Consider the following 275-nt stretch of genomic DNA (forward strand, 5'->3'; position numbering starts at 1 on the left):
CCGTTGTAGGGCTTCTTCTGCAACATGGATCAGTCCTTGGCCAGTAGGTGTGAATAAAGGTCGCCTTCGCAGCAACTGTCGAGCTTGCCGCGCTGGTGTTCGATCGGGGTGGGCGCGCGCTGGCCGCCCAGGGTGTCATGGAAGTCCAGCGCGCCCAGCGCGTGGCGCGTGGCGTCCCAACCCTCACGCTCCCGATGCGGACGGATGCCTATTCGTTGCCCCGGATACACCAGCCAGACATCGCCAGGCGCACGCTCGCAGGCGTTCGATAGCTG

Annotated in this window: 1 protein-coding gene; it reads right to left on the reverse strand. The window is 64.7% G+C overall.

All coding sequences use genetic code 11. The features are described from left to right. Positions 1-29: 29 nt before the first annotated feature. Positions 30-275 (reverse strand): hypothetical protein (locus ACLJNW_RS24935; protein WP_410961322.1); only part of this gene is annotated, 246 nt, incomplete at its 5' end.

Origin of the sequence: Salmonella sp. SAL4457 (assembly GCF_046548235.1) — a bacterium.
Lineage (GTDB): Bacteria > Pseudomonadota > Gammaproteobacteria > Enterobacterales > Enterobacteriaceae > Salmonella > Salmonella enterica.